The 25289-nt window shown below is 41.9% G+C and carries 26 protein-coding genes and 2 tRNA genes; 14 read left to right on the forward strand and 14 right to left on the reverse strand.

Annotated features, from left to right (window positions below; genetic code table 11):
* Window positions 1–237 precede the first annotated feature (237 nt).
* From V7L01_RS14495 to V7L01_RS14515, 5 genes are all read left to right on the forward strand, one after another.
* Complete coding sequence (locus V7L01_RS14495; protein WP_335035811.1) at window positions 238–372, forward strand: hypothetical protein; 135 nt, start codon at window positions 238–240, stop codon at window positions 370–372.
* Complete coding sequence (locus tag V7L01_RS14500) at window positions 344–1141, forward strand: WecB/TagA/CpsF family glycosyltransferase (protein WP_335035813.1); 798 nt, start codon at window positions 344–346, stop codon at window positions 1139–1141. The genes V7L01_RS14495 and V7L01_RS14500 overlap by 29 nt, the downstream gene beginning before the upstream one ends.
* A 292-nt stretch (window positions 1142–1433) precedes the next feature.
* The gene (locus tag V7L01_RS14505; protein ID WP_335035815.1) at window positions 1434–2699 is read left to right on the forward strand and encodes a glycosyltransferase family 4 protein; all 1266 of its coding nucleotides are present in this window, start codon (window positions 1434–1436) and stop codon (window positions 2697–2699) included.
* Window positions 2700–3063: 364 nt separating this feature from the next.
* Window positions 3064–4251, forward strand: a complete 1188-nt coding sequence (locus tag V7L01_RS14510; protein ID WP_335035817.1) for a glycosyltransferase family 4 protein — start codon at window positions 3064–3066, stop codon at window positions 4249–4251.
* A gap of 308 nt (window positions 4252–4559) precedes the next feature.
* Window positions 4560–4631: transfer RNA gene (locus V7L01_RS14515), tRNA-Gln, on the forward strand.
* Window positions 4632–4720: 89 nt separating this feature from the next.
* Here the strand turns inward: V7L01_RS14515 and V7L01_RS14520 are convergent.
* Window positions 4721–5200 (reverse strand): hypothetical protein, encoded by a 480-nt coding sequence (locus V7L01_RS14520; protein ID WP_335035819.1) that lies wholly within the window; start codon window positions 5198–5200, stop codon window positions 4721–4723.
* Window positions 5201–5215: 15 nt separating this feature from the next.
* On the opposite strand from V7L01_RS14520, the gene V7L01_RS14525 reads away from it, so the two are divergent.
* Both V7L01_RS14525 and V7L01_RS14530 read left to right on the forward strand, forming a co-directional pair.
* Window positions 5216–5563, forward strand: coding sequence for a hypothetical protein (locus tag V7L01_RS14525; RefSeq protein WP_335035821.1), 348 nt, complete (start codon window positions 5216–5218; stop codon window positions 5561–5563).
* Between the two features lie 35 nt (window positions 5564–5598).
* Window positions 5599–6897, forward strand: a complete 1299-nt coding sequence (locus tag V7L01_RS14530) for a hypothetical protein (protein WP_335035823.1) — start codon at window positions 5599–5601, stop codon at window positions 6895–6897.
* A 58-nt stretch (window positions 6898–6955) separates the two neighbouring features.
* Here V7L01_RS14530 and V7L01_RS14535 read toward each other — a convergent pair whose 3' ends face one another.
* The 6 genes from V7L01_RS14535 to V7L01_RS14560 all read right to left on the reverse strand — a co-directional run bounded on the left by V7L01_RS14535 (window position 6956) and on the right by V7L01_RS14560 (window position 14188).
* Window positions 6956–8101 (reverse strand): SpoIID/LytB domain-containing protein, encoded by a 1146-nt coding sequence (locus V7L01_RS14535; protein ID WP_335035825.1) that lies wholly within the window; start codon window positions 8099–8101, stop codon window positions 6956–6958.
* Window positions 8102–8315: 214 nt separating this feature from the next.
* Complete coding sequence (locus V7L01_RS14540) at window positions 8316–10529, reverse strand: GumC family protein (protein ID WP_335035827.1); 2214 nt, start codon at window positions 10527–10529, stop codon at window positions 8316–8318.
* A gap of 651 nt (window positions 10530–11180) precedes the next feature.
* Entirely contained in the window at window positions 11181–12140 is a 960-nt protein-coding gene (locus V7L01_RS14545) for a ribonuclease Z (protein ID WP_335035829.1), read from the reverse strand.
* Between the two features lie 232 nt (window positions 12141–12372).
* Entirely contained in the window at window positions 12373–13551 is a 1179-nt protein-coding gene (locus V7L01_RS14550) for a hybrid sensor histidine kinase/response regulator (RefSeq protein ID WP_335035831.1), read from the reverse strand.
* Window positions 13552–13721: 170 nt separating this feature from the next.
* Window positions 13722–13970, reverse strand: coding sequence for a hypothetical protein (locus tag V7L01_RS14555; protein ID WP_335035832.1), 249 nt, complete (start codon window positions 13968–13970; stop codon window positions 13722–13724).
* A gap of 77 nt (window positions 13971–14047) precedes the next feature.
* A complete protein-coding gene (locus V7L01_RS14560; protein ID WP_335035834.1) occupies window positions 14048–14188 on the reverse strand; it encodes a hypothetical protein in 141 nt (46 codons plus the stop codon).
* A 326-nt stretch (window positions 14189–14514) separates the two neighbouring features.
* Here V7L01_RS14560 and rsmA point away from each other — a divergent pair, with 326 nt between their 5' ends.
* The 5 genes from rsmA (at window position 14515) to V7L01_RS14585 (ending at window position 18020) form a co-directional block, all read left to right on the forward strand.
* Complete coding sequence (gene rsmA, locus V7L01_RS14565) at window positions 14515–15363, forward strand: 16S rRNA (adenine(1518)-N(6)/adenine(1519)-N(6))-dimethyltransferase RsmA (RefSeq protein ID WP_335035836.1); 849 nt, start codon at window positions 14515–14517, stop codon at window positions 15361–15363.
* A 135-nt stretch (window positions 15364–15498) separates the two neighbouring features.
* The gene (ispE, locus tag V7L01_RS14570) at window positions 15499–16452 is read left to right on the forward strand and encodes a 4-(cytidine 5'-diphospho)-2-C-methyl-D-erythritol kinase (RefSeq protein ID WP_335035837.1); all 954 of its coding nucleotides are present in this window, start codon (window positions 15499–15501) and stop codon (window positions 16450–16452) included.
* 78 nt (window positions 16453–16530) lie between these two features.
* Entirely contained in the window at window positions 16531–16860 is a 330-nt protein-coding gene (locus V7L01_RS14575; RefSeq protein WP_335035839.1) for a DUF3082 domain-containing protein, read from the forward strand.
* A 260-nt stretch (window positions 16861–17120) separates the two neighbouring features.
* Complete coding sequence (locus V7L01_RS14580) at window positions 17121–17777, forward strand: sporulation/spore germination protein (protein WP_335035841.1); 657 nt, start codon at window positions 17121–17123, stop codon at window positions 17775–17777.
* A 171-nt stretch (window positions 17778–17948) separates the two neighbouring features.
* Window positions 17949–18020: transfer RNA gene (locus V7L01_RS14585), tRNA-Gly, on the forward strand.
* Window positions 18021–18220: 200 nt separating this feature from the next.
* Here the strand turns inward: V7L01_RS14585 and V7L01_RS14590 are convergent.
* Window positions 18221–18361, reverse strand: a complete 141-nt coding sequence (locus V7L01_RS14590; protein WP_335035842.1) for a hypothetical protein — start codon at window positions 18359–18361, stop codon at window positions 18221–18223.
* Window positions 18362–18432: 71 nt separating this feature from the next.
* Here V7L01_RS14590 and V7L01_RS14595 point away from each other — a divergent pair, with 71 nt between their 5' ends.
* Entirely contained in the window at window positions 18433–19614 is a 1182-nt protein-coding gene (locus V7L01_RS14595) for a low temperature requirement protein A (protein WP_335035844.1), read from the forward strand.
* Window positions 19615–19767: 153 nt separating this feature from the next.
* Here V7L01_RS14595 and V7L01_RS14600 read toward each other — a convergent pair whose 3' ends face one another.
* Window positions 19768–19983 (reverse strand): hypothetical protein, encoded by a 216-nt coding sequence (locus V7L01_RS14600; RefSeq protein WP_335035846.1) that lies wholly within the window; start codon window positions 19981–19983, stop codon window positions 19768–19770.
* Between the two features lie 29 nt (window positions 19984–20012).
* Between V7L01_RS14600 and V7L01_RS14605 the strand changes: the two genes are divergently transcribed.
* A complete protein-coding gene (locus V7L01_RS14605; protein WP_335035914.1) occupies window positions 20013–20231 on the forward strand; it encodes a hypothetical protein in 219 nt (72 codons plus the stop codon).
* A gap of 510 nt (window positions 20232–20741) precedes the next feature.
* On the opposite strand, the gene ftsH3 is transcribed toward V7L01_RS14605, so the two are convergent.
* The 5 genes from ftsH3 to V7L01_RS14630 form a co-directional block, all read right to left on the reverse strand.
* A complete protein-coding gene (gene ftsH3, locus V7L01_RS14610; RefSeq protein ID WP_335035847.1) occupies window positions 20742–22583 on the reverse strand; it encodes an ATP-dependent zinc metalloprotease FtsH3 in 1842 nt (613 codons plus the stop codon).
* A gap of 111 nt (window positions 22584–22694) precedes the next feature.
* Window positions 22695–23489 (reverse strand): aminotransferase class IV, encoded by a 795-nt coding sequence (locus V7L01_RS14615; protein ID WP_335035849.1) that lies wholly within the window; start codon window positions 23487–23489, stop codon window positions 22695–22697.
* A gap of 17 nt (window positions 23490–23506) precedes the next feature.
* On the reverse strand, window positions 23507–23695 hold the full coding sequence (locus V7L01_RS14620; protein WP_335035916.1) for a GNAT family N-acetyltransferase: 189 nt from the start codon (window positions 23693–23695) through the stop codon (window positions 23507–23509).
* Window positions 23696–23867: 172 nt separating this feature from the next.
* The gene (locus V7L01_RS14625) at window positions 23868–24377 is read right to left on the reverse strand and encodes an ankyrin repeat domain-containing protein (RefSeq protein WP_335035851.1); all 510 of its coding nucleotides are present in this window, start codon (window positions 24375–24377) and stop codon (window positions 23868–23870) included.
* Between the two features lie 108 nt (window positions 24378–24485).
* Window positions 24486–25271, reverse strand: a complete 786-nt coding sequence (locus tag V7L01_RS14630; protein ID WP_335035853.1) for a hypothetical protein — start codon at window positions 25269–25271, stop codon at window positions 24486–24488.
* Window positions 25272–25289 lie beyond the last annotated feature (18 nt).

Here is a 25289-nt window from a genome sequence, read left to right on the forward strand (position 1 = left end):
ATGTAGCAAATATTACTTAAATAAATCTATATCCATAGGAATTTATCGCAATTGTAATGCTTGCATGAACAAATCAAAAATTAATTATGAAGGAAGTATGAATTTTACCAAATAGCGTCTAAAAGCCCTAGCTTAAAACAGTAAGCTAGGACACAACAACAAATAATTCTAGTATTACCGATTAAGCTAAAAATATACTAAGAAGGCAATTGCACCTCCATGTGTTAACTTCCAACGATGACACAAACCTACAAAAAGTCAGGAGTCATCCAATCTGAATTCTTCAATATTCGGAACGGTCTAGGTAATCTATGGATTTTTTTCTTGGACACAGGAGTTATTGATGGTGGCGAGAGTGCTTCTACCTACTAAAAAAGTGCTTGATTTTCCTATTACTGCTTTACGGTTTGACGAGCAGGTACAAACAATATGTAAGTGGGCGAGTAGGCGTGAGAGTAAAACTGTATATGTAGCCAATGTACACATGCTCATTGAAGCTCATTCAAATCCAGAGTTTGCCACCATATTACAAAATGCAGATATAGTTACTCCTGATGGTATGCCTCTTGTATGGATGATGCGAAAAATGGGAGCGCTTTACCAAGACCGTGTGGCAGGGATGGATATTTTCCTAGCATTGTGTCAGCTAACTCAAACACAAAATCTTAGTATTTTCTTTGTAGGTTCTCAAACAGAAATTCTTTCTAAAATGCAAAAAAGGTTAGAGCAGGAATTTCCGCAGATGAAGATTGCGGCGATGGAACCTCTACCTTTTCGTCCTCTGACTGAAACTGAAGACGAAGCTTTGGTTCAAAAGATTAACTCTAGTGGTGCTAGCGCCGTCTTAGTTTCTCTGGGATGTCCTAAGCAAGAAAATTGGATTGCTCAACATAAGGGTAAGGTACAAGCTGTAATGATTGGGCTGGGTGGAGTTTTCCCAGTTTATGCAGGAATTCACAAGCGGGCACCCCGTATAGTTCGAGACTTAGGACTTGAATGGCTGTATCGATGGGTTCAAGAACCGCGCCGACTTTGTGGTCGCTATGCTAAGACCATTCCACTATTTATATGGCTGGCTATGAAGCAACTACTCTCATCAAGTCGGATTGCAGCGGTTTTCATTCACGAGACTGGGGATTAAGGAAAAAGGAAAAGAAATAATCTAGCTACCCCTAACTTTGAATATTAAATTTATATTTTTACTTTCTCAGTAATATCGCCAAAGCTTTTCAGGCGGCTACTTAACTTGGTACACAGTATCAAAATCAGAAGAAAGTATAAGCTTCCTCATGTTTAAAAGTTAACAAGTTTTTAGGAATTTTAGCGATCGCTTCTAATCATTAGAACCATAGACCAGCAGTTGATATTATTTTATGCGTAGGCGTAACCCGTCGTAGACATAGCCTGTATACAGCATTAAGGAAATGTCGGGAATGAAACAGTTAAAAATTCTCATCTGTGCATATGCTTGTGAACCCGAAAAGGGTTCTGAACCAGGAGTAGGCTGGAATGTTGTTAGGGAGGTAAGCAAGTATCATCAAATCTGGGTACTCACATCAAACTGTCACCGTCAAGGTCTTGAAACTGAACTAGCACATAACCCTCTGCCCAACCTGCACGTTGTTTACTTAGATCCTCTAGGCTGGATTATAGACTGGAGCCATCAGAGGATGGGAAAACAATGGGGGGTTTATGTCCATTATTACCTTTGGCAAATTTGGGCATATTTTATCAGTCGCTCGCTCCACAAGCAGATTGGCTTTGATATCCTACATCATGTAACTTATGTGAAGTATTCAAGCCCTAGTTTAATTTCACTGCTACCAGTTCCTTTCATCTGGGGGCCAGTTGGTGGCGGGGAATCATCTCCCAAAAGTTTTTGGAAAGATTTTAGTTTCCGTGGCAAGATATATGAGGTTTTGCGAAATTTGGTTCGCTGGATAGGAGAATGCGATCCCTTAGTTCGCCTCACTGCACAACAAAGTGTCTTAGCCCGCGCTACCACAGAAGATACAGCTAAACGCTTGCGCCAAGTGGGCACAAAAAATGTTCAAATTTATTCTCCATTAGGCTTATCTGAAAATGAAATAGCAAATCTTTCAGATTCTGTAATTCTCGATAATTCTGCAATTCGATTTATTAGCGTAGGTAGACTTTTGCACTGGAAAGGGTTTCATTTGGGATTAGCAGCATTTGCCCAAGCAAACTTACCTAATGCTGAGTATTGGATTGTAGGAGAAGGTACTGAACGCAAACAGTTAGAAATATTAACTCAATATCTGAATATTACTAAACAAGTCAAGTTTTTAGGCCATCTATCTCGCGAATATACATGGAGTAAAATACAGAACTGCCATGTGTTAGTTCATCCCAGCTTGCATGAATCTGGAGGATTCGTGTGTTTAGAGGCAATGGCAGCAGGGCGACCAGTGATTTGTCTAGATTTAGGAGGCCCAGGTGTTCAGGTTACAGAGGAAACTGGTTTGAAAATCAAGGCAAATACACCCGATCAAGTAGTAAGTGATATTGCTAAGGCTATGACGTATTTGGCTAGTAACCCAGAGCTAAGATTATTGATGGGTCAAGCCGGGCAAAAGAGGGTGAGAGAGACTTTCAGTTGGGAAAGTAAGGGGAAGCAGTTAATTCAACTCTACGAAGAAATTTCAACTTTGAATAAATCTTGCTTGAAGTTGAGTTAGAGCTATGGCTCTAGCGATAATTAGTGATAACGTAATAAGTAAGCCGGCACCAGAAAACCGAGGTATGTTTAGTTTTGTAAAAACTGTGGAGTAACCTATTTTTTAGGTATTCGTTAGCTTGGTATTTGGTGACGTAGGTCAATTTTTGCACCAACTTACTTGGTATATATCTTCTCAGTAGCTCCTTTAGCGATACTACTAGGAGCTTCCTTTAGAAGTGGTAGCAGACGTTCAAAAATTTGTCGGATTAGAGATTTTAGAAAAGCTGGTTATAGAACGGTAAAACTACTGTAAATCAGGATGTAATTACTTTGCACGATCTACTAGTTGGTTGTTTACTTTCACGATTCAGAGAGTTAACTGCATGAAAGTGCTGTTGATACATAACCGTTATCGACTTGCAGGCGGAGAGGATGGAGTAGTAAAAGCTGAACAATCCTTATTGAAAGCAAATGGTCATCAGGTATCTTTACTAGAAGTTAGTAATCATGAAATTAAAAATACCTGGGATAAAGTTGCAACTGCGATGAGTGCAATTTACTCATATTCAGCAAAACAACAAGTTCGCATCAAAATTTCCCAACTCCGCCCTGATGTCGTCCATGTACATAACTTCTTTCCCCTACTCTCTCCTTCCATATATGATGCTTGTCGAGAGCATGGTCTAAGTATTGTCCAAACTCTTCATAACTATCGGCTTGCTTGTCCCAAAGCAATACCTTTTCGAGATGCAAAGGTTTGTGTAGATTGCTTTGGACAGAGGGTACCGTGGTCTAGTGTTGTACATGGCTGCTACCGCAACTCCCGCATACAAAGCTCGGTTATAGCAGCAATGAACAGCTGGCATCGGTTGCGAGGTACTTGGCACCAACAGGTAGATGCTTATATTGTCTTTACCCAATTTCAAAAAGACAAAATGTTACAGGCTGGACTGCCAGCAGAAAAGTTTTACATCAAACCTAATTTTGTTTTTGCTCCAGACTCTCGAAAGCAAAATGGTGAACACAAAGACTACTTACTTTTTGTTGGTAGATTGTCTGAAGAAAAGGGAGTTTCTGTTTTAATTGATGCCTATTTACAGAAAAATTTATGCACTCCCCTAAAAATTGTGGGTGATGGCCCTTGGCGTCAACAGTTGCAGCAACAGATTAAAAATACAAGTTGCGAAAATTTCATCGAATTTTTAGGGTTTCAGGATAAGCCAACAGTGTTAGCACTAATGCAGAATGCACGGTTTTTAATATTTCCTTCTATTTGGTACGAAGGTTTTCCCTTAACTATTGCTGAAGCTTTTGCCTGCGGTCTACCTGTACTGGTGTCCAAATTAGGTAGCATGGTAGAAATTGTAGAGGATGGAGTAACTGGTTTACATTTTGAACCAGGCAACCATACGGATATGGCGGCCAAAATAGAATGGGCAACCACTCATCCTGAAACTATGAGAACTATGGGCAAAAATGCTCGCCAGGTTTATGAGACTAAGTATGCTCCTGAAGCTAATTATCAGCAGTTGATGGCGATTTACCAACAAGTCATCAATAAGAAGAAATAGTGTGTCCTTAGTGAGGAGGAACAGACAAGGCGTTCACGATCGAGTGAAGCAGATTTTAGATGCAAAGGAATTGCGATCGCAAAATTTTGTCCCTTAACCCTCTTTCATCACTATCGGATAAATTAACGCGAGTTCGACGATACAGCCAAACGTTGATTCAAGGATTCACCCCAAAGTGATGAAAAAGGCTAAGTGCAAGGGTTTCAAGCAATCAATGTCCTGGTGTAAAAACCGATTATCTGAAATCAATATTAAAGTACTTGACATTAACCCAGGATTAACTGCTATATTAACTAGAGTAAAGTCGTTGGGGCGTAGCCAAGTGGTAAGGCAGCGGGTTTTGGTCCCGCCATCCCTAGGTTCGAATCCTAGCGCCCCAGTAAATCAAAAGACAGGCAATTGCAGCCTGTCTTTTAGGTATTTAATTACATTTTTAAAATGTGTCTCAATGCATCTAATTGTGTAAATCTTACTTGTCAGGCGATTTAAGAGCTTGATCCAGAGTCTGCCGAGCCTGTTCTGCTTTAGATCGCGCTTCCTGGTAACGCACATTAGCTTGGGCAAAATTCTTGAGAACTTTAAAACCTTCCTTGAGTCGAGTAATTTCCTCTTCTGTCACTGACTCGTCGGTGAACAAAACATCAACCGCTTTGCGAATTTCTAACGCTTCAGATCGCGACTCCTGAACTTTCAGCTTGAGCGTGGCCAGGTTACTCAGCACCTGGACAGCTTGTGTAATCGTATCCTCACCGCTAGCACTATCAATAGTTGACTCTTTAACCTCAATTAATTGTTGAGGGCCAAATCCTTCTTCCAGTTCCGTGGGTAGCTTACCTGCATCCATCAGTTCCATCAGCTGATCCATTGCTTTGTCACGGGCTTTGGTTGAATCTTTTCCAGAAACAGTAAGGATAATTTCTGGGCTTTGAGCGAGAGTGTACTGAACCATATTTGAGCAGAAAATTTGCTGGTTAACCAAACTGAGGCAAATGATTATAACACGTTGTGTGTCAGGCAATTTGTTGATTTATCAACTGTGTCAGTTTGCCAAATTGATGTGATTTATATATTTAATGATTTCATGCTTCAACGAAGAGGCAGGGAGCAGGGGGAAAATGACCCATTCCTCCACCGTGGAATGAAGGGGAACATGGGTTTTCGTCCACTTCAAAAGCGTGGTTCTCTTACCCTGCGGGAAGGTGGCGCAGGCGGGGTCGAATCCTCTTTCTGTATCCCCCTTGCTCCCTGCTCCCTTGCCCCTTTTTTAATCCTGCCCTTGCCAATGTTGCTCAAAATAAAACTTTATACTTAAGAAAAGGGAATAAGTTTCAACAGGAGGGGAGAGCAATGGCTCCCAGTCCCACCATCATGCAAGCTGTGGAACAACTGGGTTACCGTGTCACCGTTGGTGATGTGGCAACTCAGGCAGGATTGAACGTCGCTGAAGCTAATCAAAGCTTGTTAGCCCTGGCATCTGATGCTGGGGGACATTTGCAAGTAGCGGATTCAGGTGATATAGTTTTCCTTTTTCCACAAAACTTTCGAGCAAATTTACGTAATAAATACTTTCGGCTACGATTGCAGGAATGGTGGAAAAAGGTCTGGAGTGTTCTGTTTTACCTGATTCGCATTTCTTTTGGAATTTTCTTAACTGTTTCCATCGCCCTGATAACTGTTACCATCTTCATTATCATTACCTCTCTCAATTCAGACCGTGACGGCGATAATCGAGGCAGTAACTCTGGAGGTGGAGGGTTCTTCTATTTTCCAAATTTATTTTGGTATCTTAGCCCAAATTATGACACCCACTACCAGGAACGGCGACGTGAAAGCGGAGAAGAAAGCAATCTGAATTTCTTTGAAGCTGTGTTTTCGTTTTTGTTTGGCGATGGTAATCCTAACGCCAACTTAGAAGAACGTCGCTGGCAAGAAATTGCTACGGTGATTCAGATTAACCGTGGCGCAGTGGTAGCAGAACAAATTGCTCCATATTTGGATGACATTGGCGAGGGATACACAAGAGAGTACGAAGATTATATGCTGCCCGTTCTGACGCGATTTAATGGGCAACCGGAGGTAAGTCCAGAAGGGCAAATTGTTTATTACTTCCCAGAGTTGCAGGTGAGTGCAACTAAAAAGCGTCGTCATGCAATATCAGATCGCTTAGAGGAATTTCCCTGGCGTTTTAGTGCCGCAAGTTCCGGGCAAATTATGCTAAGTGCTGGGTTGGGTGTACTAAATTTTGTTGGTGCTTTAGTACTGGGAAGTTTGTTGAGAGATGGCACAGCTGCCGCCCAATTAGGTGGACTAGTAGCCTTTGTGCAAGGAATTTATTGGTTGCTATTGCTTTACGGAGCAGGTTTCTTAGGCATCCCGTTATTGCGTTATTTTTGGATTCGCTGGCGTAATCGCAAAATTGCCGATCGCAACCGCGATCGCCTTTCCAGATCGAGGCTAGTGGCAAGTCCTGATGCACCTTTGCAACAAAAAATCGACTATGCCCAACAATTTGCAGCAGAAAAAGTCATAGGCAATGAAGATTTAGTGTATTCTAGCGAAACTGATTTACTCGACCAAGAAGTTGAGCGTTCCGCAAAAATTGACGCTGAATGGAAAAAACGCTTGGAACGGGGGAGTGGAGAATAGGAAGCAGAGGACAAGGGGAGAAGGGGGCAAGGGAAATAATCAATGCCCCAATCCCCAATTACTTCGCCTGAATTGGTGTTAGGGCTACACCTTGATAATAATGTCCCAAAATTTGTAAGTGGTTCACTCCTTGCCGAGCAAGATTGTACGCTCCCCACTGACTCATACCTAAAGCATGACCATAGCCAAGCCCTTGCAGTATAAAACTACCATCAGCCCCCTTGGTGACGCTAAATTTAGTACTTTTTAACTTCAGGGCTGTTCGCACTTCCTCGCCCTGTAGCACCTTCGTGCCTCTGTTACCGACAATTTTCAAGACTTTAACACTGCGGAAAGGTGAGTATGTCTCTGGAATCATCGCCGTCACACTGCCCACTTCAGGAAATTTAGCGCTAATTTCACTGGGCGAGAAGGTTTTCACCCAATTACACTCGCGGACATTTTGATCGTAGTCTTGGACAGCACGCAGGTAAGGGAGGGTATTTCCCCAAACATCTTCGACGTTTTCGGTGTGTCCCCCAGAACAAGCGTGGAAAACTGAGAGAATAATCCGGTTTTTGTAAGTTAGTACCTGCCCTAATGTGGAATCCACTGCCGCGTAAGTAGCAGGAGATTCACTGATGACACCTTTGTAAATTTGCCAGCGATCTGGGGTATTGCCTAAATCGTAAACGGGATTATTCCGTTGTTTTTCTCGTTCGTAGAGGGCATAAGTGCGGGCTGCGATCGCCTGGGCTTTTAGTGCTTCTTGGGGCCAGCTAGCATCCATTTCGCCACCAAGAACGCTGTAGAGATATTCTTGGTCATCAACCCAATTAATTGCGGTTAAGCCTTTTTCTGTGGGAACAACCAGAGTTCTGCCCCGATACCAGCGATCGCCAATATAAACGAATCCTTTACCAGTTGGCTCAATCCAAAACAAACCAGACTGCCACTTATCTAAAGCAACTCCACCAGGAACGGCTTGGGCATAATATGCACTCATCGCTGGTAATTGTCCAAGAGTCCGGCCAGTACTATCCTTAACGACCCCAGTGGTGGAACTGCCGACTCTTACCTGATTAACTCCCCTCTCAATTGCCACGCGCAGGATTACAGACGCTTGGGCTGGGGCAACTAAAGCTATCCACAAAAAGATACTTACCCACCAATGACGTACTTTAATCTGGGAAAATAAAGAGCCTAAATAAAGTTGGAATTTCATACCGATCGTTTAATCACACTACTATCTAATTGACGCTCTGCATTATGGCGTCTACTACTTTCAGATGAGACACTTCTCTAACGCAGAAGGTTGCCACCTCCTACTAATTATGCATTTTGCTTAAGCTATAAGGTAGAAATCAGCTGAAGGAGGTAGGGGGAGAATCTCCTACTTTGCCTTTTCCAATGCCCAATGCTCCCCTACTTCTATCAGCCTACGATGCTAATACCTTTTGAGAATTGCTCGCTTCATTAGCGATAATTCCAATTAAATTCAACTTACTCAAAATTTCTATAGCTTGAGTCAGTTCAGTTCGGGTCACTTTACCCATACGCTCTACCATTACGATCCCATTGCAAAAAGATGCCACAATCCTGGCATCAACTGTGCCCAAAATAGGCGGAGCATCTATCAGTACTAGGTCATAACTTTGCTCAAACAACTCTATTAGTTCTTTCATCCGTTGAGAACTGAGCAACTTCACCGTGTCTTCCGGTTCCGGCCCAGCAGTCAAAATATCAATGGCGGGGTGAATGGGTTGGATGTAATCTTGAAAATGAGTAGTTGTCTCATCAACTAATAACAGAGATAGTCCCCAGTCATTAGATAATTCTAGGATTTTGTGCAGGCTAGGATTATGCAGGTTAGCATCAATAACTAATACCCGTCGATGCATCCGGGTAGCGCTAGCCACAAGCCCTAATACCAAGGTTGTCTTCCCTTCTCCTGGTAGTGCTGAAGTAAACATCAGCGACTTAAAGGGTAAGGGATATTTTAATATTTGAATATTTTGGTAGATCATGTCCAGCGTTTCATGAACGGGCAATCTACTACTGGATTCTATTACAGAGGAATCTGAGTTTCGTCGGGTATTCCAAGGCAGTCCCAACCGCCACTTTTTGACACCACCCGATGGTAGTTTTGGTACTGACCCCAGTACGCGTAGGTTCGTCAGTTTCTTTAAATCTCCCGCACAATAAATAGCGTCATTAAACTTTTCCAAAATCAGGGCTGCTAAGATACCTAAAATCGGGCCAATTACCGCTCCTCCAACCAAAAGTAATAATCTGTCGTTCCCCATATAAGTACCCGGAGAAGGTTCTGCCAAAACTTGCCAGTTATATCCTTCCTGAGAAATTTTCAGTCCCAAGGACTGTTGCGTCTGGAGAAGTTGTTCAAGGGTTTTGCGACTAGTTTCTACCTTTGGCAGCAGATGGTTATACTCTGCTATTAAGCTTGGGTATTTGTTTAGCTCAGAGCGCAGTCGCTGTTCTGACTCGGCTAGATTCTTTTCATTGGCAGTTAGTCCTAAGACAGTTGTCTGCACCAGAATAAACTCGTCTACTAGCGTTGGATCGATCCCTACCATTTGCCCTTTTAAGAGTGGTTCTCCCTTACTGCTAGTAGTAATCGCTTTCACTTCTTGTCGTAATAGCGACAGTTGACTTTGGCGTTGCTGCTTTAGTTTTTGTACCGATGGGTAATCATCTGTATAGCGGAGCCGTTCTTTAGCCAACGCTAGTTCAGTCTTTTGAATTTCACTCAATAGTGCTTGGTAGCGGCTTGACTGATTTAAACGAGAAGAAATTAGTTCATTCTGCTGGGATGAAGACGCTATTTGTTGCTCTAAGTTATCGTAGCGAGCATTTACATCTTGAAGGTTGGCACGAGAGGTTTGTAACTGTTGTTGAATATCGGCTAGAGATTCGAGCAGGATTTTACTTTGGACTTCGGGATCGAGTAATTTATGTTTCTTGCGAAACTGTTCCAAATTTTTCTCAGCTTTACTCACCTCTTTTTTTATCTCAGGTAAGCGAGCATTTACAAAAGCCAGTCCATGATTAAGACGTTCTTTTTGTTGGTCTTTGTTGTAGTTTTGATAGACTTTCTGTAGAGATTGAAGTACTCTTTGTGCTTTGACTGGATCGTCATCATTGAAAGAAACTTTAAATACTTGACTAAAAACTTTGTTAGCTCCTATGCCTCCCTCTTCTGGAGTCACTTTTAGAGATGCTTTTTTGTTCTGTTCTCTTTGACCATTGATATCTTGTAAGGTAATATCAGGATAATCAGAATGAAGTGAATCTACAGCTTTCTGAAGCAGTTTAGAACTCAGCATTAGTTTCATCTGAGTAGTGGAATCAACTACTTGAGAATTGGAATCAGTAACCTGAGTACCTGCCTCTACTGGGATATTATTTGACTGTGCCCCTTCAGATAAATTGGAACTCACCAATATCTGCATATTGCTCTGGTAAGTGGGTTTGGCAATGACAGCCAACAGGCTAGCAGCCGACATAACTACACAGGAAACCCCCAAGATCAAAAAGCGTCGGCGAAGCAAAATAGTAGATAGTTGTCTGATGTCAACTGCGCCTTGTGCTGAAGTAGTAACTTGTTGCTCTTGATTCAGACTAGTCTTAACCACTATCAAACTCCTCTAATATCGAAACACTATATTTATTTGGAAGATTTCTGAGAAATGGGAAATGTTTTTTTACACCTATAGCCGCAATAGCATACTTAAATATTCTTCCAACAACGACAAGCTTAATTGGCACAATATTATGCCAACTGGCGCTTTCATGTTCATCAATTCATGCATATAAATTCTTAATCAGTGTTGGAAGAATAAATTTTTAATAAATATTTTATTTAAGGAAGAAAAATCTTGACGAAAAATTAATTATTTTTCCTAAGTATTTAAGTAAAAAAATTTTCCGATCCACAACATTACTATATGTTAAAGTTCTTTTGATAACTTGTAATTTAAAATACACATTCAAAAAAATATTTAAACCGTACTATTTGTATATTTTTGATACACTCAGTCAACCGTAAACTATTGGTTAACTAATTGACTTACTGGTAAAACTAAACTGCTGTCTATTTGCTCGACGTTATGAGTTGGACCACTAAACTCCAAAATAGAGACTGATTAATTTTAGATTTTAGATTAGAAGAGTTCAATAGGAAATCTAAAATCTGGCTTGGAAAGTTCTGATGCCTGCGGCGGGCTGCGCCAACGAGTCTGGGAGCGTCGGAAACCGACCTTCAGACTTTCCCCAAAATCCAAAATTTAAACGCCTACCTTGGTTAACTCTACTTCCCGTCGTCTGGGTACTTCATGAATCATAAAATCGTAAGCCATATCAGTACGGGGAAAAATAGCACGGGCTTCCTGAAGGAGATCCTTCAATTCCAAGGTATTGCCAGGAGCATAGCGGGGACTGAAATGGCTCATAATCAGTCGATGTGCCCCAGCAGCTAAAGCTGTTTGCGCTGCCATTGTGGTTGTGGAATGCAATCGCTGAAAAGCCATGTCTGCATCTTGATGGGCAAAGGTTGCTTCGTGAATTAATACATCTGCATCATGAGCTAATTCCACTGCACCATCACAATAAATTGTGTCTGTACAATAGGCAATCTTTCGACCAATTTCTGTAGGGCCGCATAATTGGGTGCCATCAATTACCCGTCCGTCGGCAAGCGTCACTGTTTCACCGCGCTTGAGTTGACCATAAATTCGCCCAGGAGGAATTTGCAAAGCCTTGGCTTTTTCTACATCAAAGCGTCCCGATCGGTCTTTTTCAGCTACGCGGTAGCCAAAAGCTGTAATGCGGTGATGCAAGTTACCGCAGCTAACGATGAAATCATCGTCTTCATAAATTACCCCTGGACGGATGGCATGGACTTTAATGGGGTAAGAAAAGTGCGTGTAGGAGTAACGTGAGGCGGTTTGAATGTAATCATTTAATCCGGGTGGGCCGTATATATCAATTCGTTCCACATTGCCAGCCAAGCCACAAGTAGCAAGAAGTCCCATCAAGCCAAAGATGTGGTCGCCATGCATATGAGTGATAAAAATCCGGGAGAGTTGACTAATTTTCAGTTCACTCCGGATAATTTGATGCTGAGTACCTTCGCCACAGTCGAATAACCACAGTTCTGCCCTTTGAGGTAATCTCAGGGCGACACTGGAAACATTGCGCGATCGCGTGGGTACACCGGAACTCGTCCCTAAGAAGGTTATCTGCACAGTGTTCTTTAGTCTTCCTATTGCTCAATTTGCAGCTGTATTTTCTATAGTGACACGGTTCACGAGCAAAATACTTTTGAGAGGAAGTCGCCTTTTTGAACCCAATACCCAACAACGATTAGGTGGAAAGTGTTGTCTGACACAGTACAAACCCCTCCTTGTCTATGTTATTACCAGGTTTGTTAGCTCAACTTTATCCAAAACTTCAATGCAAGAATTTTGAACTAGCTAGTTATTGCACTGGCAGAGTCACAATTACTGTTGTGCCAACACCCTGCTCGCTTTCTAATTGAATCTGACCGCCATGTAGGTCCACACATTTTTTAACTATAGTGAGTCCCAGCCCCGTTCCTTGAATTACACCCACATTACTAGCGCGATGGAAAGGTTGAAACAGACAGCTTTGGTCTTTGAGAGGAATGCCCATTCCCCGATCTCTTATCTGGAAAGTTGCGAGGCGATCTTTGCAAATCAAATCAAACCAAATAGTACCATTTTGAGGGGAATATTTGAGCGCATTGGAGATCAAATTGGTGAGGATACAATTTAAAAGGTCTTCATCGATTTGAGCTTGGGTAGATTCCCCTTGAGAAGTAAAGATAATACTGTACTGACTACCTGCATTGAGTTGAAAAATATCTGTGAGTTCGCTACAGAAATTTTCTAAATTGACAAGAGTAGGTTTGTATTCAAGTTTGGCTGCTTCCGTTTTACTCAAGAACAATATCTCATCCAAGAGATGAAGCATCTGGTTGATGGCATTTTGTATTCGACCAAAATATTTAATTCTCCGGTCATCAGTTAGTTTATTGCTGTTGTATTCAAGGATATCTACAGCCGTCCGAATCGTAGTCATCGGGGTACGGAACTCGTGGGAAACCATTGCTACAAAGTTCGACTTTAATTCGTTGAGTTCCTGTTCCTTTGCCAGCGCCTGACGCGTGCGTTCTTCACTTTCTCGTAGTTGGTTAAGAATTTCGCTCCTTTCAATGGCATAGCGAATAGCACGCACTAACCGTTGTATCGTCATTTGATCTTTTACAAGATAGTCTTGTGCGCCTTCTGCTAATGCTTGCAGTGCTAGTTCTTCATCATCAAGGCCTGTTAATACCACAACTGGGATATCGGGTACTGCTGCCCGATATTCTTTCAACGTATCCAGTCCAATAGAGTCTGGGAGGCTGAGGTCTAACAAAACTAGGTCGAATCTGCGTTGTCTTCGACTCATGAACTGAGAATTATCAAGGACGGACGCGGAGTTTACCCTGCTAATTTCTATTGCCTCAGATAGCCTTTCAACATGTAACATCCGCCATTGTCCTTGATCTGCATGTAAAAATGTCTGGCGTAGGAGATGGGCATCACTGAGACTATCTTCTACCAATAGAATGTGAATTCTGAGCTTTTCCATACTACAGGGTTATATCAATTTGTTAGATAATCACCTGGTTTCCTATTTGTCAGACAGGCCTTAATTCTCTGGTGTTGTAAGCAAAAATTGAAATTTCCGACGCATTTATTTTCGTGGTAATGTTACAGCTATAGAGGTTCCAAAGCTAGTGAGGTATGTTTTAAAAGCTACTAAAATGAGAAAAATATTTGGGTGTATTTCACTTGCTTAGGAAATGCTATATCAGCTAAAAATCTTTGAGCAATTGCACAACCTGAATTAACTGGTAGAACGATGGGTTTTACTACGTAGCAATTAGCACTGAAATTATAGGATCGTAGGATATCCTGCTCATCAGTTGAGGTAGTAATTATGACAAAAGGAATGCACTTAAGATTTGGGTGTGATTTGATTTCTGTTAACACTTCGCGCCCATTCATTCCTGGAAGATTTAGGTCGAGTAAGGTTAAATCTGGAGGGAGAACATTGGTAAACTATTGTTGTTCTCATAAGTAGTTCACAGTAGTTTCACCATCCTCAACCCAATATTGTTGGCGATTTGGGCATTTAAAAAGCCTTTGATGGCCAGGTTAGCATCGCTAGGAGAGTCTTCAACTAGCAAAACTTCAATAGGTCGCAATGCCTGATTGTGAATCATGCAGTTATTATGCAGTTATTATGCAGATAGTACATATATTTAAAGATACCTTAATTTGCGTTCAGGGTAAGATAAAGTACTGTGATTACGCCCGGTTCAGACTCAGATTTTTTTGCAGATAGCTAGACCAATGTCTGTACCAGAGTACAAGAAGACAAAGTAGAGCAAGGTTAGACACACGACTGATACCAAGCATAGTGAACTTTGAAAAAACCTCCCTTGGCGCAAGTTCCAGATTAAATAGAAAGGCGGGTAATTACCGCCCATTGATTCTACCAAAGAATTTTCTAGAAAAAGCTAAAAACGAGACTAGGCAAGAAATACAGATGATCCGACCGCGCAAGGTCTTTGCTCAACATTGGCTCAAAAGTGAAAAAGCGCTCAACGCAATTATTCAAGCAGCAGAGTGTACAAAAAGCGATGGCTCTATCAACGCCAAGGGCGATCGCGTCCTGGAAATTGGGCCTGGAACTGGCATTCTGACCCGTCGTTTATTACCCCTAGTGGAATCTCTGATTGCAGTTGAAATAGACCGCGACTTATGCCAACTGTTGTCAAAGCAGCTTGGTAAGACTAAAAATTTTTTACTGCTGCAAGGCGATTTTCTCACTCTAGATTTACCATCTTATCTGGCAGCCTTTCCCAATTTCCAAAAGCCAAATAAGGTAGTAGCCAATATTCCCTACAACATTACAGGGCCAATCATTGAGAAACTACTGGGTACGATCGCCAACCCTAACCCCGAACCATTTGATTCAATAGTCTTACTAGTACAAAAAGAAGTCGCAGAAAGGTTGTATGCTAAACCAGGGTCAAAAGCCTTTGGGGCGTTGAGTGTGCGGGTACAGTATTTAGCTGAGTGTGAGTTAATTTGCACCGTTCCAGCGGCCGCATTCCAGCCACCGCCAAAAGTTGATTCAGCAGTAGTGCGATTACGTCCCCGAAAAATAGAAATAGCGGCACTCGATCCAAGACGGTTAGAGAACTTCTTAAAGTTGGGATTTGGTGCCAAGCGCAAAATGTTACGAAATAATTTGCAATCTGTTATAGAACGCGATCGCCTGACCCACTTACTGGAACAATTAAAAATAAATCCCCAAGCCAGAGCCGAAGACCTCAGCGTTCAGCAATGGGTAATCTTAGCAAATGAGTTGGGAATGGGGATTAGGGAGTAGGAAATAGGGTACAAAAGGACAAGAGGATAAGGCAAATTCCCCATTGCCTTTAAACCCAGAGGGGGCCCCAAGTTACCCACTCCCCATTGCCCCTAATCTCCATTTCCCTTAATCCTTACTCCCCACTCCCAGAAAATGCATTCCTACAGCCTAATTGCCCCTGCCAAAATCAACTTATATCTGGAAATCATCGGCAATCGCCCTGATGGCTATCACGAGTTAGCCATGATACTTCAAAGTATCGGACTTGCAGACAAAATTGATGTGCGTTCCATTAGCACTGACACCATCCGCGTTCATTGCAACCACCCACAAGTACCGACAGATAAAAGTAATCTGGCATACCGGGCAGCAGAATTAATGGTGAGGCAATTTCCCGAAGCTTTTGCTCAATATGGGGGCGTGGAGATTAGCATTAACAAGCAGATTCCTGTAGCTGCTGGGTTGGCTGGGGGTTCGACGAATGCAGCAGCTGTGTTGGTGGGAATAGATTTACTGTGGAAATTGGGATTAACTCAGTCAGAATTAGAGGAGTTGGGAGGCACGCTTGGTTCAGATGTACCGTTTTGTGTAGCGGGTGGAACTGCGATCGCAACAGGTAGGGGCGAGCAACTTTCTCCTCTACCGAGTTTAGATAATATATATGTAGTATTGGGGAAATATCGCAGTCTGGAAGTTTCTACGGCTTGGGCATACAAAACCTATCGAGAGCAGTTTGGTAATTCTTATATTAGAGATAACGACAACTTGGCAAAGCGTGCTAATGCAGTTCATTCAGGAGCAATAGTAAAAGCTGTCTTCAAAAAAGATGCCAAAGAAATTGCCCAAAAGCTGCACAATGATTTAGAGCGCGTGGTATTGCCAGCCTATCCGCAAGTCTTGCAACTGCGAGAAGTGTTCGCAAATAAGGAAGGCGTTTTAGGAACAATGATGTCTGGTTCTGGGCCAACAGTATTTGCTCTTTTGGAGTCTCAACAGCAGGCAGAACTAGTTTTGCTACAAGTGAGAGAAGCAATTCTTGATGAGGACTTAGAATTGTTTGTAACTCGGACAATCACACATGGTATCAAAGTGGCATCGTCTGTTTAAATAATTCTTTTTCGTTAATGAAGTATAAGGAATAGACAAGAATTATTCCTAATGACCCAATCCAAAATCTAAAATTGTATGAGTGAGCCAAATTTAACACCACAAACAGATATTAAAATACAGGCGGCTGCAAGCCCTTTACGCTGTTTAATTGGGGCGATTATTTCTGGAGGAATGGGATATGCAATGTATTCGCTGATGATTGCGATCGCTACAAATTTTGCTAGTAAACCTCTCCATTCAATTAATCCATTGGTAATTAAGATTTCTTCTGCTGTTCGTACTCTGGTTGTTGGTGTAGTTGCTTTAGGCAGTGGAATATTTAGTATAGTGGCAATTGGTTTATTAGCTTTGGGAGTGCAATTATTAGTGCAGCAGTTGACCAAAGAAAACAGTAGTGAAAACTAGTAATTTGTTTTTAGTCAACAACCTAAAGATACAAGTTTTTCTAAATAATCACAATTTTTGATGAATTGTAGCTTCGCGCTTCTGGAAGGTACTACGGACGTAGGCACAAACGACAGCAGGTGTTGTAATTTTGGTGTATAGTATAAACCTCGACTTTAACAAATTCCGGGTTGACACTTTATAGACTGGCTGAAGATTGACTAATTATGCGGAATTGATACCAGCAGCACTGAAGTTGATAGCAGCAACATCACTTACTTATGAACAAAATTATGAACACAACCAAGAGATATTTTTTACCCCTTATTTTTGTGGCAATAATTGTTAGCCTCAGCAGTTGTAGTTCTAACCCTACCGCTCGTAATGTTGACAGCGGAACGCCATCCCCTACCACAACACCGAGCAATAGCGTATCATCTCAGACTCCGAGTCAAAATTCTACCGTAGCTCAGTTGAGAGAAAAATCTCCTAATCAAGAATCTCCTAAGGAAAATACGCCTTCTTCATCGACTTCTAAAGCTGTCATTAGTAAAACTACTGATGCATCAACCTCTAAAGCTGCCACTAACAAAACTACAAATGTCACAATATATACTAGCGATACTCAGTGTCAAGAACTAATTCCAGAAAAGGTTTCAGTACCAGCTGAGGAACCAGTGACAAATGTAGTGAGTAAAATTTTAGAAAAACGAGATACAAGCGACTTTAGCTTATCTGGGTATCGTGTCAACATCAAAAATGGCATTGCTACAGTTGATTTGCGAATATCTCCTGAATCAAAGCGGCAAATAACTTCTCTTTCTAGTTGCGAACAGTTTGCTCTGTTTGGCAGTCTCCGCAAAACCCTAACAAGTAATGCTCAATGGAATATTAAAGAGGTTCGCTTCACCGAGCAAGGTCAGGACATCGTTCTTTAGTTAAATATGGTAGTAAGTGCCGTCATCAGCTAGCTAAAAAGTTTTCCTAATCTGAGCAGCCACAGGACTCATGCATCAGCAGTTGCCGAAACAGCATATGTTTTAGTCAATTGAAAACAGGTGTAAAGAGTGGTACAATCCATTTTAGCTATAAGTTTATGGGAGCAATTCGCGGGTGTAATTCAGTGGTAGAATGTCATCTTCCCATGGTGAACGTCGTGGGTTCGAGTCCCATCGCCCGCTTCAAAGCTCCTATAGGTTCTTGAAATTGAGATTATCTAAGTAAAAGTCTTGCCAGCTATGAAGATAGTACAATGGATGTTGTACGGAAAATGGTAAGGCTATTTTTTCTATCCTATCTTTTGGAAGAAGGCGATCGCGTATTGCTTTGCAGTTTGTGCCTCGCGTTTGCTGCATAATAAGCCAAGAACAAGATTCTCGATTTAGCGTTGCAGAGAAAGCGGGATGATTTGGTAACTTCTAAAATTCCCCCCTGCTTCCCCCAATTCATCCCACTGTTCTGCAAGGCCGATTCTCAATTTCTCTAAGAACCGGGAATCTAAGCCTTGTAACAATTTCGCCATGTAGATGTGCTAGATAGTCAATTGCTTACAGCTAATGGTAAAAATCAATTAGCGATTCGCAATTTAGCATTATGGCAAATTTTCTCCAACCGCCAAGGTTACGCATTGGTGAAGGCACTGAAGAAGAACGACACGCCACTTGGCTAGAACTTTTTTATGATTTGGTTTTTGTAGTTGCAGTTTCTCAACTCGCCCACAATCTCAACGAGGATATCTCTCTATCAGGATTATTTGGGTTTGTAGTTCTATTTATACCAGTTTGGTGGTCATGGATTGGCACCACATTCTATGCCAACCGCTTTGATAGCGATGATGTGGGACATCGACTGCTGATTGGTATACAAATGCTGACAGCAGCAGCAATGGCTATTAATATCCACCACGGTTTGGATGAGAGTTCCCCTGGTTTTGCCATTTCCTACGCTCTCGGTCGGGCTGTGCTTGTAATAGAGTACGTGCGTGCTGGAAGACATATTCCCTCCGCGCGTCCTTTAACTACTCGCTACGCTATTGGTTTTGCGATCGCAGCCTTGCTTTGGTTAATATCAGCATCTGTACCTATCCCCTGGCGGTTCGGATTCTGGACACTGGGAATCATTATTGACTTTGCGACACCCTTAACAGGACGTAAGTTTCAGGTCGGGTTACTTCCCCACGCTTCCCACTTACCAGAACGTTTCGGGCTGTTTACCATTATTGTCTTGGGCGAAGCAATCATTGCAGTGGTCAATGGTGTTTCTGAGCAGAAATGGGATACTTTAACCGTGATTTCCGCCGTGTTTGGTCTAATTATCGCCTTTAGCTGGTGGTGGGTCTATTTTGATAACCTGGGTGGTAAACCGATTGAGATAGCACGGACACATGGAAAAGTTAGTGTTGTCAATCTCTGGCTCTACACCCATTTACCGCTAGTGATTGGGATTACTGCTGCTGGAGTCGCCGTAGAACAAATCTTGTTGAGTAAGGCAACTTTAGCACTACCCGATTCCCAGCGATGGCTCATCTGTGGTTCAGTAGCATTATGCTCTCTGTCTGTCAGTATTCTCCACCGATTTGGAGTGATCCGTTTTTGCAAAATACGTTCCCAGTATCGGCTTGGGGGCGCAGTTGTGCTGCTAGCGATCGCCATCTTAGGGAAAGGTTTGTTACCTGTTGCAATCACTGCCCTTGTAGCTCTAGTTTCTGCTGGGCAAGTAGTTCAAGATTTGTATCAAAGTCGTCCCACTATCCGTTTGGTTGACCCGGAAATCTAGCTCATAGCGCAGTCGTGGCGCACATCTGTGCGCCACTACGATGTATCCACGAAATTTAAATATGATGCCTTTTCTGAAATGCATCTATCTTATGCAGTAATTTATAACAAATATTATTAAATAATTATATAGTTTTTTAAAGATAATGTAATCTCAGCATTTAAAGCCGACGCTGTAATGCTGATAACTCAACGCATTGCCGTCTATCAGAGGCGACACAACCAAAAGAGGAATGTCATCATTAGTAGATGTACCTTTGGGTAGTGAAGTCAAGTAGCTGAAATATTTATTAATATTATTAATAGGAAGTGTAAATTCAGCGTCAGGAGTCAGAAAAATTCCCAGTGACACGTGTTTCGCATCAATCATCAAAATTTTTACTAATGGAACAGAAGATCGTGAAAGACCAGCAACCACCAGAGTCTAAGGAATTCGTCGGAAACCTCAAGAATGGAATCTGGCTATTTGGACTGTCATCCTGGGTATTCGGCATTACCGATCGCAGTATTGCTTCATTTGCGGATGGCTATCTATCTGCTTTGGATTTGACGCAACTATTCACAGCGGCTACCTTCTTTGTGGCATGGCTATTTTTGAAACCGACATCCAGAGTTTAAGATCGGCGACTGGTTGAGTATCAAATCACTCTTGACGCTAGCCATGTCAAAATTTAGAAAGTTATCTAAAGGAGAACACTTTTGATCGCCATAAGGGGTGTTACAGAGAATGCATGGATGCTTTTGCATTCAACAGAATCAGGTTAATTATGTAAAATTTCAGAATTAACCTGATTTCTAATTTTCATTAAATAATCCAAATTGCTAGTTATGGAAGACGGTAACAGGAGAGAAAGCGTAGCTTTGGCGGGAGTGGGCTTCTTCGGGTTTAATCATGATATGAGATACTACTTTCAGTTTTAACTTGGGTGTATCTAAAAAAATTTTTCTAATTTTCCGGAATTGATTATGCTCAAGTGGTAGTCTCTATCAGATTAGCGATTTATACTGAAGCTCTATAACGAAACTTTCGGGGTATATAACCCCATATTAAAAGCCCGGTCTTTATGACCGGGCTTTTTTAACAATTAGGAGTTAGGAATTGTTCTTAACTCCTAACTATTCATTAAATTAGGCAAACGCAGCGGTTGTCACATCGTTATTCGATAGAATTTCTTGCAACTCTTCAGCGTCTACTGTTTCTTTATCAACCAGCATTTGCGCTATCTCATCTAAAATGTGGCGGTTACGCACCAACACTTCTTTAGCGCGTGTATAGGCTACATCCACAAGTTTGCGGACTTCTTCATCAATGGCGGCGGCAGTCTCTTCGGAGAAATCACGCTCTGACATGATATCTCGTCCGAGGAACATGTTACCTTGTTGACGACCAAGGGCAACAGGGCCCAAGCGATCGCTCATGCCAAATCGGGTGATCATCTGACGGGCAACACGGGCTACTTGTTGCAAGTCGTTGGAAGCACCAGTAGTAACTTCTTCTTCGCCAAAGATTAATTCTTCAGCGATGCGTCCACCCAAAGCCACTGCCATCTGATTTTCCAGATAAGCGCGGCTGTATAAACCAGTGTCCATCCGGTCTTCGCTGGGGGTAAACCAAGTTAAACCACCTGCACGACCGCGAGGGATGATACTAATTTTCTGTACTGGGTCATAGTCTGGCATCAAAGCACCAACTAAAGCGTGACCAGCTTCGTGATAAGCCACCAAGACTTTGCGCTTTTCGCTCATTACCCGGTCTTTCTTCTCTGGCCCAGCTAATACGCGGTCGATAGCGTCGTTAATTTCATCCATCGAAATTTCAGTCAAATTCCGGCGGGCTGCCAGAATTGCGGCTTCATTCAGCAGGTTAGATAAATCAGCGCCAGTAAATCCAGGGGTACGACGGGCAATTTTATCCAAGTCCACATCTTTCGCCAAGGTTTTGCCACGGGCGTGAACCTTGAGAATTTCGCTGCGTCCGGCATAGTCGGGACGGTCTACCACAACTTGACGGTCAAAGCGACCAGGACGCAATAGGGCTGCATCTAGGACATCAGGACGGTTGGTAGCGGCAATAATGATGATGCCAGTATTGCCTTCAAAGCCGTCCATTTCTGTGAGCAACTGGTTGAGGGTTTGTTCCCGCTCATCGTTACCACCGCCTAAACCTGCACCCCGTTGACGACCTACAGCGTCAATTTCATCGATGAAGACGATACAGGGAGCATTGGTCTTAGCTTGTTCAAATAAATCGCGGACGCGGGATGCACCCACACCTACGAACATTTCTACAAATTCCGAACCGGAGATTGAGAAGAAGGGTACACCTGCTTCACCAGCTACAGCACGAGCTAGGAGAGTTTTACCTGTACCAGGAGGGCCAACTAAGAGTACACCTTTAGGAATTTTTGCACCAACGGCGGTAAAGCGATCGGCGTTTTTCAGAAAGTCTACAACTTCGTTTAATTCCAACTTGGCTTGGTCAATACCAGCAACATCGCCAAATGTCACCTGAGTTTGTGGTTCCATTTGCACTCTGGCTTTGGATTTGCCAAAGTTCATCGCTTGGCTGCCTGGGCCACTTTGAGCGCGACGTAGCAAGAAGAATAAGCCAACCAAAAGCAATACAGGGAAAAATAAGCTGCTTAGTGCCTTAAACCAAAATCCTTCATCGGTTTGGGGCAAAACAGAAATATCAACGCCTTTTGAAGTCAGAGTATTGATTAGGTCTGGATCGTTGACTAAGGTCACAATCCGTTTATTTGGGTCATATTTGGGTGTAACCAATGCTGTAGAGCGGTCTGCACTCAAACTGACTTTTTCTACTGCGCCTTTTTGAACTTCTTGAATAAAGCGACTATATCGCCATGTCTCTCTGCTTTGGGGTTGCTTGTCAAAAAATGCTGTTCCCAGCGCAATGACGACAATAAACAGCAGCGCGTACAGCCCTGCATTTCTCCATCTTTTATTCACTAAGGTCTATCCTCCTGTATTTTTCGCGCGTTCGCGTAGCGTCTCTGTTCGGAGAGGTCATTATTAAGAATTATGTTAACTTATCTTAAGTGTAACAAAGTGGCGTAGCTATCATGCTACAAAAAGCTCCCTTATTTTTTGAAAGCTAGGGTGGTAGGGATTATATTGTAGCGACCCTGAAGGTTGATGAACGGTATGAATAGGAATAATTTCTACCACACTATTAGTGTAGGCGATCGCTTCAAATCTCTGGACTAACTCTACCGTCCAAGATTCCTCGCGCACTGGCATCTGGTGGTTTTGCAACCAGTTTACAAGTTGCGATCGCAAAATTCCCGGCAAAATTCCTGCGTTTTTTGGCGGCGTCCACCAACTGCGATCGCACCATCCCCAAAGGTTGCCTGTGCTGGTTTCTAGCCAATTTCCTTGAATATCGACTAATATTACTTCTTGAGCATCTAAGCTAGTTCTAGCCAACCAAGCGCTTAAATAGTTTCCAGTTTTATGAGAGGGGAAAGAGCGAGAAAATTCCGAACTAGCAACGGCGCACTGAATACCATTCTTTTGTTTTTCTGTCAAATTTTCTGGTAAGAATCTGCCAGTTATCCACTCGCGTCCATCGGGAAAAAGGGTAATTCTGAGAATGGGGAAGTGGGCGAGGAGAATTTGGGCACCTTGACGCAGACGGTTCCAATCGGGTTGCTGCCAACCAAAGGTTTGTACTGAGAAAAGTAAGCGATCGCAGTGTGCTTGCCAATTAGTTAAATTACTATCTAGGGAGTTCTCATAAACCCGCAACGTTGTAAAGACAGTCGCTCCATAAAGTAAACCCGGATCGTTAATGTCTAATTTTAGGGTTTGGGAATGAATTAATTTACCGTTATACCAAAAAATATTATTTGTCACAACTAGATTGCTTGTCGCTACAACTCCATTGAAAAGTGATGACTTGTAATACTCATACGCTGCATGAGATAAAACCTGTGAGCTGCAAATCGCTGAACACCAGAATCTAGACTCAGGTGTTCACACTCATGATTTCTTGCATATTCAATTAGCCACTGAAATAACTGTTGGCCATAGCTGTGTGAACGATTAAACTCATCAACTATTTTCCACTGTTGTCAGACAATCATAAGCATCGTGGCTTAAATCGAGTGTCTTGCCATCTCTTTCAATTAACGTTAACCTACCGTTTTAGCCGTAATCATAATTTTCGGTTTCACCTGCCTCAGTGACAGGATCTAACTGATAACCTGCTGTATAGCTGTAAGTGCGAACGTACTAATTTTCTAATTGCTGTCGCAATTCTATATTTGTTAAAGGAGCTAGATAATTAAAGATTTCTGAATAACCATTATTACTAGCTATTGCTAAAGGAAAATTTCCACCATCTCTGATTTCATTTACATCTGCGCCTGCTTCAACCAAGAGTTTGACAATATTAAGATTCCCACTACTAACTGCACACATTAATGGTGTCCAGTATTCAGGATCTTTTAAGGGTATATTTACTACTGCACCTGCATTAATTATAAATTTAACCATTTCTAAATTACCTTTGGAAGCTGCTATCGCTAAAGGTGTTTCATTATCATAAATAACCCTATCTTCATCGTTTACCTCTGCGCCTAATTCAATTAATAAGCTTACTATTTCCATACTATCTTCTTTTACAGCTTCACTTAAAACTCTTGTTCCCGTTGCTTCCTTTATACTACTTCTATCACTAATGATTAGTTTGTGTACTTTAACCAGATCGCCAGCTTTTATAGCCTCTACCAATTTACGCATGATTAAAAACTCCAGTTCATTTATGAAATTAATAAAATGTAACTGCTACTTATTGACTTATGACTTTGGGAAAAAGCTAACGATTTGAAGAAAATTATAAATAATAATTTAATCTTTTCTTGGAAATAAAATTTTGGGATTACCTTCAGGAGTTATAATTACTTTGCCTCCCAAAGTTTCTATTTCTCTAATTGCTCGTTTTTTACTTCTCTCATCAACTTGATTATTTAAAACCATTGCCCAGCTAGAAATTTGAGCATATTTACTGTTAGGGTTTCGACTCAGAAATTCAGCAGTTCTTTGGGAAATATTAGCTGTAAGCTGACTCTCTGGATCTGAAAATTTTCTAGCCCAATTTGCTGCCGTTGCAAAAGACTTTTGGGCAGCTTGAGCATTGCCTAAAAATAATAACTCATCAACTCCTTTATAACGCCACACGTAATAAGACCTTTCGGGAACGAAGGGAGATAGTAATTTTAAGCCTTTCTCTGACAATGCGATCGCACGTTCTGGCATAGCAGCATACAATGAAGTACTGATAGAAAGATTCTGATACGCTGCTAAAAATCGCGGGTCACGTTCTAGAATGACTTCAAAATATTCTGGGCTTAAACTGTAACCTGTTTTATCCCGAACTTCATTATCTCCGAAATATTGTAAAAAATTGAGATATACCAAATCTGCAATGAAGTTATCATAACCGAAAGTTGGCGTTTTTCTGAGAAAATTAAGATGGAGCTTTTCAGATTTTATTTCTTTTTCTAGAGTTTCTAAAGAAGCTGATTGTTTGCTATTTATCAGTTTTTGCAATTGGGGCAATTGAATCAAGCCAACTCCTAAAATACACACAAAAATTACAAAAGGTGTAGCAATGGCTTTACGCGACAGTAACATATTTTTCTTGTCTTACCT

It is taken from the genome of Nostoc sp. (assembly GCF_036917095.1).
Classification (GTDB): Bacteria; Cyanobacteriota; Cyanobacteriia; order Cyanobacteriales; family Nostocaceae; genus Nostoc.

Coding starts and splice junctions, on each gene's coding strand:
- V7L01_RS14495 (WP_335035811.1), top strand. CDS start 238: ATGACACAAACCTACAAAAAGTCAGGAGTCATCCAATCTGAATTCTTC.
- V7L01_RS14500 (WP_335035813.1), top strand. CDS start 344: ATGGTGGCGAGAGTGCTTCTACCTACTAAAAAAGTGCTTGATTTTCCT.
- V7L01_RS14505 (WP_335035815.1), top strand. CDS start 1,434: ATGAAACAGTTAAAAATTCTCATCTGTGCATATGCTTGTGAACCCGAA.
- V7L01_RS14510 (WP_335035817.1), top strand. CDS start 3,064: ATGAAAGTGCTGTTGATACATAACCGTTATCGACTTGCAGGCGGAGAG.
- V7L01_RS14520 (WP_335035819.1), bottom strand. CDS start 5,200: ATGGTTCAGTACACTCTCGCTCAAAGCCCAGAAATTATCCTTACTGTT.
- V7L01_RS14530 (WP_335035823.1), top strand. CDS start 5,599: ATGGCTCCCAGTCCCACCATCATGCAAGCTGTGGAACAACTGGGTTAC.
- V7L01_RS14535 (WP_335035825.1), bottom strand. CDS start 8,101: ATGAAATTCCAACTTTATTTAGGCTCTTTATTTTCCCAGATTAAAGTA.
- V7L01_RS14550 (WP_335035831.1), bottom strand. CDS start 13,551: ATGGAAAAGCTCAGAATTCACATTCTATTGGTAGAAGATAGTCTCAGT.
- V7L01_RS14555 (WP_335035832.1), bottom strand. CDS start 13,970: ATGAATGGGCGCGAAGTGTTAACAGAAATCAAATCACACCCAAATCTT.
- V7L01_RS14560 (WP_335035834.1), bottom strand. CDS start 14,188: ATGATTCACAATCAGGCATTGCGACCTATTGAAGTTTTGCTAGTTGAA.
- rsmA (WP_335035836.1), top strand. CDS start 14,515: ATGATCCGACCGCGCAAGGTCTTTGCTCAACATTGGCTCAAAAGTGAA.
- ispE (WP_335035837.1), top strand. CDS start 15,499: ATGCATTCCTACAGCCTAATTGCCCCTGCCAAAATCAACTTATATCTG.
- V7L01_RS14575 (WP_335035839.1), top strand. CDS start 16,531: ATGAGTGAGCCAAATTTAACACCACAAACAGATATTAAAATACAGGCG.
- V7L01_RS14580 (WP_335035841.1), top strand. CDS start 17,121: ATGAACAAAATTATGAACACAACCAAGAGATATTTTTTACCCCTTATT.
- V7L01_RS14590 (WP_335035842.1), bottom strand. CDS start 18,361: ATGGCGAAATTGTTACAAGGCTTAGATTCCCGGTTCTTAGAGAAATTG.
- V7L01_RS14595 (WP_335035844.1), top strand. CDS start 18,433: ATGGCAAATTTTCTCCAACCGCCAAGGTTACGCATTGGTGAAGGCACT.
- V7L01_RS14600 (WP_335035846.1), bottom strand. CDS start 19,983: ATGATTGATGCGAAACACGTGTCACTGGGAATTTTTCTGACTCCTGAC.
- V7L01_RS14625 (WP_335035851.1), bottom strand. CDS start 24,377: ATGCGTAAATTGGTAGAGGCTATAAAAGCTGGCGATCTGGTTAAAGTA.
- V7L01_RS14630 (WP_335035853.1), bottom strand. CDS start 25,271: ATGTTACTGTCGCGTAAAGCCATTGCTACACCTTTTGTAATTTTTGTG.